General features: G+C 69.9%; 7 protein-coding genes. 5 read left to right on the top strand and 2 right to left on the bottom strand.

What is annotated here, in order from left to right; all coding sequences use genetic code 11:
- The first annotated feature begins 5 nt into the window (after window positions 1–5).
- From AB0M39_RS29365 to AB0M39_RS29350, 4 genes are all read left to right on the top strand, one after another.
- Window positions 6–134, top strand: a complete 129-nt coding sequence (locus AB0M39_RS29365; RefSeq protein ID WP_365368975.1) for a vitamin B12 dependent-methionine synthase activation domain-containing protein — start codon at window positions 6–8, stop codon at window positions 132–134.
- A 110-nt stretch (window positions 135–244) separates the two neighbouring features.
- The gene (locus AB0M39_RS29360) at window positions 245–946 is read left to right on the top strand and encodes an HAD family phosphatase (RefSeq protein ID WP_365368971.1); all 702 of its coding nucleotides are present in this window, start codon (window positions 245–247) and stop codon (window positions 944–946) included.
- 504 nt (window positions 947–1,450) lie between these two features.
- Window positions 1,451–3,046, top strand: coding sequence for an ABC transporter substrate-binding protein (locus AB0M39_RS29355; RefSeq protein WP_365368970.1), 1,596 nt, complete (start codon window positions 1,451–1,453; stop codon window positions 3,044–3,046).
- Between the two features lie 65 nt (window positions 3,047–3,111).
- Entirely contained in the window at window positions 3,112–4,704 is a 1,593-nt protein-coding gene (locus tag AB0M39_RS29350) for an ABC transporter substrate-binding protein (RefSeq protein ID WP_365368969.1), read from the top strand.
- A gap of 307 nt (window positions 4,705–5,011) precedes the next feature.
- On the opposite strand, the gene AB0M39_RS29345 is transcribed toward AB0M39_RS29350, so the two are convergent.
- Both AB0M39_RS29345 and AB0M39_RS29340 read right to left on the bottom strand, forming a co-directional pair.
- Complete coding sequence (locus AB0M39_RS29345; RefSeq protein ID WP_365368968.1) at window positions 5,012–5,683, bottom strand: response regulator transcription factor; 672 nt, start codon at window positions 5,681–5,683, stop codon at window positions 5,012–5,014.
- Window positions 5,684–5,697: 14 nt separating this feature from the next.
- Window positions 5,698–6,558 (bottom strand): PD-(D/E)XK nuclease family protein, encoded by an 861-nt coding sequence (locus AB0M39_RS29340; RefSeq protein ID WP_365368967.1) that lies wholly within the window; start codon window positions 6,556–6,558, stop codon window positions 5,698–5,700.
- Between the two features lie 106 nt (window positions 6,559–6,664).
- Here AB0M39_RS29340 and AB0M39_RS29335 point away from each other — a divergent pair, with 106 nt between their 5' ends.
- On the top strand, window positions 6,665–7,912 hold the full coding sequence (locus tag AB0M39_RS29335; protein ID WP_365368966.1) for a site-2 protease family protein: 1,248 nt from the start codon (window positions 6,665–6,667) through the stop codon (window positions 7,910–7,912).
- The last annotated feature ends 98 nt before the right edge of the window (window positions 7,913–8,010 follow it).

Here is an 8,010-nt window from a genome sequence, read left to right as displayed (position 1 = left end):
CGAAGATCGCCGCGCTCCTGGAGCCCGAGCGGATCGGCGTCGAGCTCTCCGAGGAGTTCCAGCTCCACCCCGAGCAGTCCACCGACGCGATCGTCATCCACCACCCCGAGGCGAAGTACTTCAACGCACGTTAGTCGTACTCGTCGTACACTGGTCGGTCCAGTGCAGGCCGGTCGCCTTTTCCAGCGGGGAGCCCCCGCGGCGAAGGCGGCCGGCCTTCTCGTCCCTCATGGAGGTGTGCCGGATGACCAGTACGGTCCCCGCGTCCTTGACCCGTTCAGCCGAGGGCTCCGCCCTTCAGGCGGTCTTCCTCGACATGGACGGCACCCTCGTGGACACCGAGGGCTTCTGGTGGGACGCCGAGGTGGAGGTCTTCGCGGACCTCGGCCACCGGCTCGACGAATCATGGCGGGACGTGGTGGTCGGCGGCCCCATGACCCGCAGCGCCGGCTATCTCATCGAGGCCACCGGCGCGGACATCACCCTCGCCGAGCTGACCGTGCTGCTCAACGAGCGCTTCGAGGACCGCATCGGCCGCGGCGTGCCGCTGATGCCGGGCGCCGCCCGCCTGCTGGCCGAGCTGGCCGCGCACAATGTGCCCACCGCCCTGGTCTCGGCCTCCCACCGGCGCATCATCGACCGCGTCCTGGCCTCGCTCGGCCCGCAGCACTTCGCGCTGTCGGTGGCCGGCGACGAGGTGGCGCGCACCAAGCCCCACCCGGACCCGTATCTGATCGCCGCCCGCGGCCTGGGCGCCGACCCGGCCAGATGCGCGGTCATCGAGGACACCGCGACCGGTGTGGCGGCCGCGGAGGCGGCGGGCTGCCGGGTCGTGGCGGTGCCGTCGGTGGCGCCGATCGCGCCCGCCGACGGCCGGGTGATCGTCCGCTCGCTCGAAGAAGTCGACCTTGTCTTTCTCCGTACGCTCATCACCACGCTGAACTGATGCGTGTACTGTCCGTGTTTCTTGAATGCGGGGAAAACTCCGGGCGTCCGCTCTTTTCCTTTCCGTGGCCCTCCGCTTACTTTGCCGTGGCCCTGACAGATGAATTCACCGCGTGACGTTCGTCACTGTGAGTGCGCCCCTGGCCCGCGCCCCAGCCGCCCGGCGTCTCGATCATGAGACGCCGGGCGCACCTTTGTGTCCGGATTGATGGAGCCGTGTACGAATCATCCATGGCATAGCCATCCACTCACCGGCATTACTGATCACTCAGCGCTTACGGCCCAACTCGGGCCTGGTCAAGCATTCCTGGCATCGCCTACTAATCTCATCGCGAGAACTCCGTCGCATCACCGACGAGTCTCGGCGGCCACCCAGCCATGGGGAGCACAGTGCCGATCGCCCTGTTTACCCGGCCCGACGCACCGCTCCGAACGAGCGGCCGCGGCGGAGTGCCCGCGCGCCGACAACGCTGAACCGCAGTGCCGTATGAGGAGAACGTCCAGGATGAACCGCAAGACCTTGGTGCTGCCGGCCGTGGCCGGACTGCTCGCGCCCGCGCTCGTCGCCTGCGGCAGCACGGTCGGCGCGTCCAGCAGCGACAACGCCATCGTCGTGGGCACCACGGACCAGTTCACCGCGACCCAGGACGCCCCCGCGCCCCTCGACCCGGCCTACGCCTACGACACCGGCGCCTGGAACGTGCTCCGCCAGACCCTCCAGACGCTGATGCACGCCCCGCGCGGCGGCGGCGAGCCGGTGCCCGACGCCGCCAAGTCCTGCTCCTTCAAGGGCAAGGCCAGCGAGACCTACCGCTGCACGCTGCGCCCCGGGCTGAAGTTCGCCGACGGCACGCCGGTCACCGCCGAGGACGTCAAGTTCTCCATCCAGCGCGTCCTGGACATCGACGCCGACAACGGCACCGCCGCACTGCTGTCGAACATCGCCTCCATCGACGCCGCTGGAGACGAGGTGGTCTTCCACCTCTCGACGCCCGACGCGACCTTCCCGTACAAGCTCTCGACACCGGCCGCCGCCATCGTCAGCAAGAAGAACTACGACGGCAAGAAGCTCCGCGAGGGCTTCCAGGTGGACGGATCGGGCCCCTACACCATGAAGACCGAGACCGACGGCGAGCGGCTCACCAAGATCGTCTTCAATAGGAACCCCGAGTACAAGGGCGACCTCAAACTCCGCAACGACGAGGTCGAGCTCCGCTCCTTCGACGACGCCGAGTCCATGGGCAACGCCCTCGAGTCCGGCGACGTCGACCTGATGACCCGCGCGATGTCCCCCGGGCAGATCAAGGAGCTGTCGGAGAACCCCACAGAGGGCGTCGAGCTCACCGAGGTGCCCGGCCTGGAGATCCGCTACCTCGCCTTCGACACCGAGGACCCGTCGGTGAAGAACAAGGCCGTCCGCCAGGCCATGGCCGCCGTCGTCGACCGCGGCCAGATCGCCGGCCAGGTGTACGGCGCGACAGCCGAGCCGCTCTACTCGCTGATCCCGTCGAGCATCGCCGCCCACACCAACTCCTTCTACAAGAAGTACGGCGAGCCCAGCCGCCAGAAGGCCGAGGCCATCCTCAGCGGCGCGGACGTCGCCACACCGGTGAAGCTGAAGCTCCACTACACCACCGACCACTACGGCGAGGGCACCGCCAAGGAGTTCGAGGCGCTGCGCGACCAGCTGAACGCGACGAAGCTCTTCGACGTCAGCGTCGAGGGCGCCGAGTGGTCGACGTTCCGCCCCGCCCAGAAGAACGGCGACTACGCCGTCTACGGCCTCGGCTGGTTCCCCGACTTCCCGGACCCGGACAACTACATCGCCCCGTTCCTGGACGAGGGCAACTTCCTCAACACGCCCTACGTCAGCGACGTCGCCCGCGAGCTCATCCCGCAGTCGCGCCGCCAGGCCGACCGCAGCGCGGCGTCCCAGGCCTTCACGCAGATGCAGGAGATCGTCGCGAACGACGTCCCCGTGCTCCCGCTGTGGCAGGGCAAGCAGTACGTCGCGGCCCGCGACGAGATCACCGGAGTGGAGTGGGTGCTCAACTCCAGCTCCGATCTGCAGCTGTGGGAGCTGGGGCGCGGCGGCGCCTGACCCCCGATCAGAATTCGGCGGGGCAAATCGCCGCCCGCCGGTACACGAGACAGAGGCACGGTTCTGTGAAGGCACGTAACAAGTGGCTGACGGCCCCGCTCGCTGCGGGGCTGGCCGCCGGTCTGCTGAGCGGCTGCGGCAACGACAAGGACGGGGCCGCCGCGGGCGACAGCGAATCGCTCGTCATCGGCATGGCGGACGAGGTCCTGTCCACCGACCCGGCGGCAGGGTACGACCCGGGCTCCTGGCTGTTGTTCAACAACGTGTTCCAGTCGCTGCTCAGCTTCCCCAAGGGCAGCTCCACGCCCCAGCCGGAGGCCGCCGAGAACTGCACCTTCGACAAGGGCGGCAGCAAGGTCTACCGCTGCACCCTGCGCGACGGTCTGAAGTTCAGCAACGGCAACAGCCTCACCTCCGAGGACGTGAAGTTCTCCTTCGAGCGCGTCCAGAAGATCGCCAGCGACGACGGCCCGCTGCCTCTGCTCTCCACGATCGACAAGATCAAGACGCCGGACGACAAGACCGTCGTCTTCGAACTCAAGGTCCCCGACGCCACGTTCCCGAGCAAGATCGCCTCGGGCGCCGGCTCCATCGTCGACCACCGCGAGTACCCGGCCGACCAGCTGCGCACCGACGGCAAGGCGGTCGGCTCGGGGCCGTACAAGCTCGACTCGTTCGGCGACGGCGAGGCGGCCTTCGCCCTCAACGACGAGTACAAGGGAACCGCCCAGGCACAGAACTCCGGCGTCACCCTGAAGTTCTTCCACGGCGACCAGAAGGAGCTGGCCTCCGCGCTCAGCAAGGGCAAGGTCGACGTCGCCTACCGCGGCCTCCCGGTGGACGTCATCACCGACCTCCAGGGCTCGGCCTCGGCCGACGCCGCGGGCATCGAGGTCGTCGAGGGCACCAGCGCCGAGGTCCAGCACCTGGTCTTCAACCTCAACGACCCCGTCGTCGGCAAGCTGGGCGTCCGCAAGGCCATCGCGCACCTCATCGACCGCGACGCGCTGGTGCGGGACGTGTACCAGTCCACGGCGACCCCGCTGTACTCGATCGTCCCGGCCGGCATCACCGGCCACAACACCGCCTTCTTCGACCTGTACGGCGGCACTCCGCAGCCGGAGCGGGCCCAGCAGGCGCTGCGCTCCGCCGGGATCACCGGCAAGGTCCAGCTCACCCTCTGGTCCACGCCGACCCGCTTCGGCCCGGCCACCGACCACGAGATGAACGCGATCGCCAAGCAGCTCAACGCGAGCGGCCTGTTCGACGCGACGGTGAAGTCGGTCAGCTTCGAGCAGTACGAGAAGGACATCGCGGCCGGGAAGTACGGCGTCTATGTGAAGGGCTGGGTTCCGGACTACCCGGACCCGGACAACTTCACGCAGCCGTTCTTCGGCGAGGGCAATGTTCTCGGCAACAACTACGAGAACAAGAAGATCACCGAGACGATCCTCCCGGCGACGGCGGCCGTCGCGGACCGCGCCTCGACGGAGGACCAGTACGGAACCCTCCAGGACGAGGTCGCGGCCGACCTCCCGATCCTCCCCCTCTGGCAGGGCAAGCAGTACGCGGTGGCCTACGGCAGCGTCAGGGGCCTGGAGTGGACCCTGGACGCCTCGACGGTCTTCCGCTTCTGGGAGCTGAAGAAGGAGGCCTAGCCCGCCCTCCAGGCGCGGGGCCCGGGGTCAAACCCCTGATCCCCGCGCCTACCCAGCCCCGTGGGGGTCCCCCCGGACGAAGTCTGGGGGAGCTTGAGGCGGCCTGGTTCGGAGGGGCCTCCTCCAGACTCAGGTGGCCAAATCCAGCCCCGCCGGCGCTTGAGGCGGCCTGGTTCGGGGGTGCCTCCTTCAGGCTCGGGCGGCCCAATCCAGCCCCGTGGGGGTCCCCCCGGACGAAGTCTGGGGGAGTTTGAGGCGCGGGGTCTGGGGCGGTGCCCCAGCAGGTCCCAGGTCCCCGGCCCCCAGATCACTGCGCTCCCGGCCGCACCAACCCACTCTCGTACGCGTACACCGCCGCCTGCACCCGGTCCCGCAGCCCCAGCTTCGTCAGCACATGGCCCACATGCGTCTTGACCGTCGTCTCGCTGACGAACAGATCGGCCGCGATCTCCGCGTTCGACAGCCCCCGCGCGACCAGCTTCAGCACCTCGACCTCGCGCTCCGTCAGCGTGTTCAGCGTGTCCGGAACCGGCTCCTCGCCCGACGGCAGATGGTCCGCGTACTTGTCCAGCAGCCGCCGCGTGATGCTCGGAGCCAGCATCGCCTCGCCCGCCGCGACCACCCGGATCGCCTGCACGAGCTCATTGGCGGGCGCGTCCTTCAGCAGGAAGCCGCTCGCCCCCGCCCGCAGCGCCTCCACCACGTACTCGTCGAGGTCGAACGTGGTCAGCACCAGCACCTTCGCCGGGCCGTCCCGCCCAGGACCGGTGATCTGCCGGGTCGCCTCGACGCCGTCCATCCGCGGCATCCGGATGTCCATCAGCACCACATCGGGCTGCAGCGCCCGCACCTGGTCGAGCGCCTGGAGGCCGTCCCCGGCCTCGCCGACGACCGCGATGTCCTGCTCCGCCTCCAGAATCATCCGGAAGCCGGTGCGCAGCAGCGGTTGGTCGTCGACCAGTAGGACGCGGATAGCCACGGGTACTCCTTCTTCTAGACCGGGCCCATTCTGCCCTGGTCATCCTCCGCCGAAGCCGCCGGGGAAACGCTCAGCGGATATACCGGGGGAGTGCCCCCGAATTCCGGACAGACCGCCTGGTGGTCGCACCAGCCGCAGAGCTTGGTCGGCCGGGGCCGCCAGTCGCCCGTCTCGGTCGCCAGCCGGATCGCGTCCCACAGCGCCAGCAGCTTGCGCTCGATGCGCTCCAGGTCCGCCGGCACCGGGTCGTACGTCAGTACGTCGCCGCTGCCCAGATACACCAGCTGAAGCCGCCTGGGAACGACGTTTTTCAGCCGCCAGATCACCAGGGCGTAGAACTTCATCTGGAACAGCGCGCCCTCGCTGTACTCCGGGCGCGGCGCCTTGCCCGTCTTGTAGTCGACGATCCGCACCTCGCCGCTGGGCGCCACGTCGACCCGGTCGATGACGCCGCGCAGCCGTAGCCCCGACTCCAGCTCCGTCTCGACGAACATCTCCCGCTCCGCGGGCTCCAGCCGCGTCGGATCCTCCAGCGAGAACCACCGCTCGACCAGCTGCTCCGCCTCGCCCAGCCACCGCCCCAGCCGCTCGCCCTCCGCGTCCTCGGCGAACAGCTCGCCCAGCTCCGGCCTCGACTCCAGCAGCCGCTGCCACTGCCCCGGAATCATCGCCTTCGCCCGCGGCGCCGTCCGCTCCACCGCCGGGTCGTCGAAGAGCCGCTCCAGCACGGCGTGCACCAGCGTCCCGCGGGTAGCCGCCTCGCTGGGCTTCTCCGGAAGCCTGTCGATCACCCGGAACCGGTACAGCAGGGGACACTGCATGAAGTCGCTCGCCCGCGACGGCGACAACGAGGAGGGCTGCTGACTCGTACTCATGACTCAGACCCTACGGCCCGCCACTGACAGCGAGCGGAATACCATCGACCTCAGACCCTCGCGCAGGGATGATCGAGCGAGCGGCCAGTCTCGAAGAAGGGAACCCGTGAACGAGGACGACACGAGCGGCGAGCGCGAGCGGCCGCGGTCCGGCACGGAGGGTCCGCCCCCCGACCGCGACAAGCCGCCGCGCTCCGACGGCCCGGGCGGCGGCATTCTGATGGGCCGCCCCTTCGGCGTGCCGGTGTACGTCGCCCCCAGCTGGTTCATCGTCGCGGCCCTGATCACCTGGGTCTTCGGCGGCCAGCTCGACCGCGTGCTCCCCGAGCTCGGAGGCGCACGCTACCTCGTCTCGCTCTTCTTCGCGGTCGCCTTCTACGCCTCCGTGCTGGTGCACGAGCTGGCGCACACCATCGCCGCGCTCCGGTTCAAGCTCCCGGTGCGCCGTATCCAGCTCCAGTTCTTCGGCGGCGTCTCGGAGATCGAGAAGGAGTCCGAGACCCCCGGCCGCGAGTTCGTCCTCGCCTTCGTCGGCCCGCTGCTCTCCCTCGTCCTGTCCGGCGTCTTCTACCTCGGGATGAAGGCCGTGGAGCCGGGCACCGTCCCCGGCGTGCTGCTGGCCGGCCTGATGATCTCCAACCTGATCGTCGCCGCGTTCAACCTGCTGCCCGGCCTGCCGCTGGACGGCGGCCGGATGCTGCGCGCCGTCGTCTGGAAGATCACCGGCAGGCCGATGGCCGGCACGGTCGCCGCGGCCTGGGTCGGCCGCGCGCTGGCCGTCGCAGTCCTCGTCGGCCTCCCGCTGCTCACCCACACCGGCGCCCTCGGCAACGCCACCGAGGACATCGGCGGCATGGAGACGGTCACCGACGCCCTGCTGGCGGCGATCCTCGCGGCGATCATCTGGACCGGCGCGGGCAACAGCCTGCGCATGGCCCGGCTGCGTGAGCACCTCCCCGAGCTGGAGGCCCGCACCCTCACCCGGCGCGCGGTCCCCGTCGAGTCCGACACCCCGCTCTCCGAGGCCCTGCGCCGCGCCAACGAGGCCGGCGCGCGCGCCCTGGTCGTCGTCGACGGCCACGGCGAGCCGAAGGCGCTGGTCCGGGAGACGGCCATCGTCGGCGTCCCCGAGCACCGTCGCCCCTGGGTCGCGGTCAGCGGCCTCGCCCAGGAGCTCACCGAGGGCATGAAGGTCTCCGCGGAGCTGGCGGGCGAGGCGCTCCTCGACAAGCTCAGGGAGTCCCCGGCGACGGAGTACCTCGTGGTGGAGGCCACGGGAGAGATCTACGGCGTGCTCTCCACGGCGGACGTGGAACGCGCCTTCGTCGCCGCCATGGCCCGCCCGCAGTCCTGACCCCGACGCCGCGGTCCCGACACCGAGGCCGGCGTCCTGACCCCCCGGGGGAGCGCGCGGGCCGCCCGGCCGCGCGCCCCCACGCCCGGACTTGGTCC

Source organism: Streptomyces sp. NPDC051907 (assembly GCF_040681075.1).
GTDB lineage: Bacteria > Actinomycetota > Actinomycetes > Streptomycetales > Streptomycetaceae > Streptomyces.
This window is presented reverse-complemented; position numbering and strand designations above follow the sequence as displayed.

Bases quoted from the DNA above. Each gene is read 5' to 3' on its own strand.
- AB0M39_RS29360 (WP_365368971.1), top strand. From the start codon at position 245: ATGACCAGTACGGTCCCCGCGTCCTTGACCCGTTCAGCCGAGGGCTCC.
- AB0M39_RS29340 (WP_365368967.1), bottom strand. From the start codon at position 6,558: ATGAGTACGAGTCAGCAGCCCTCCTCGTTGTCGCCGTCGCGGGCGAGC.
- AB0M39_RS29355 (WP_365368970.1), top strand. From the start codon at position 1,451: ATGAACCGCAAGACCTTGGTGCTGCCGGCCGTGGCCGGACTGCTCGCG.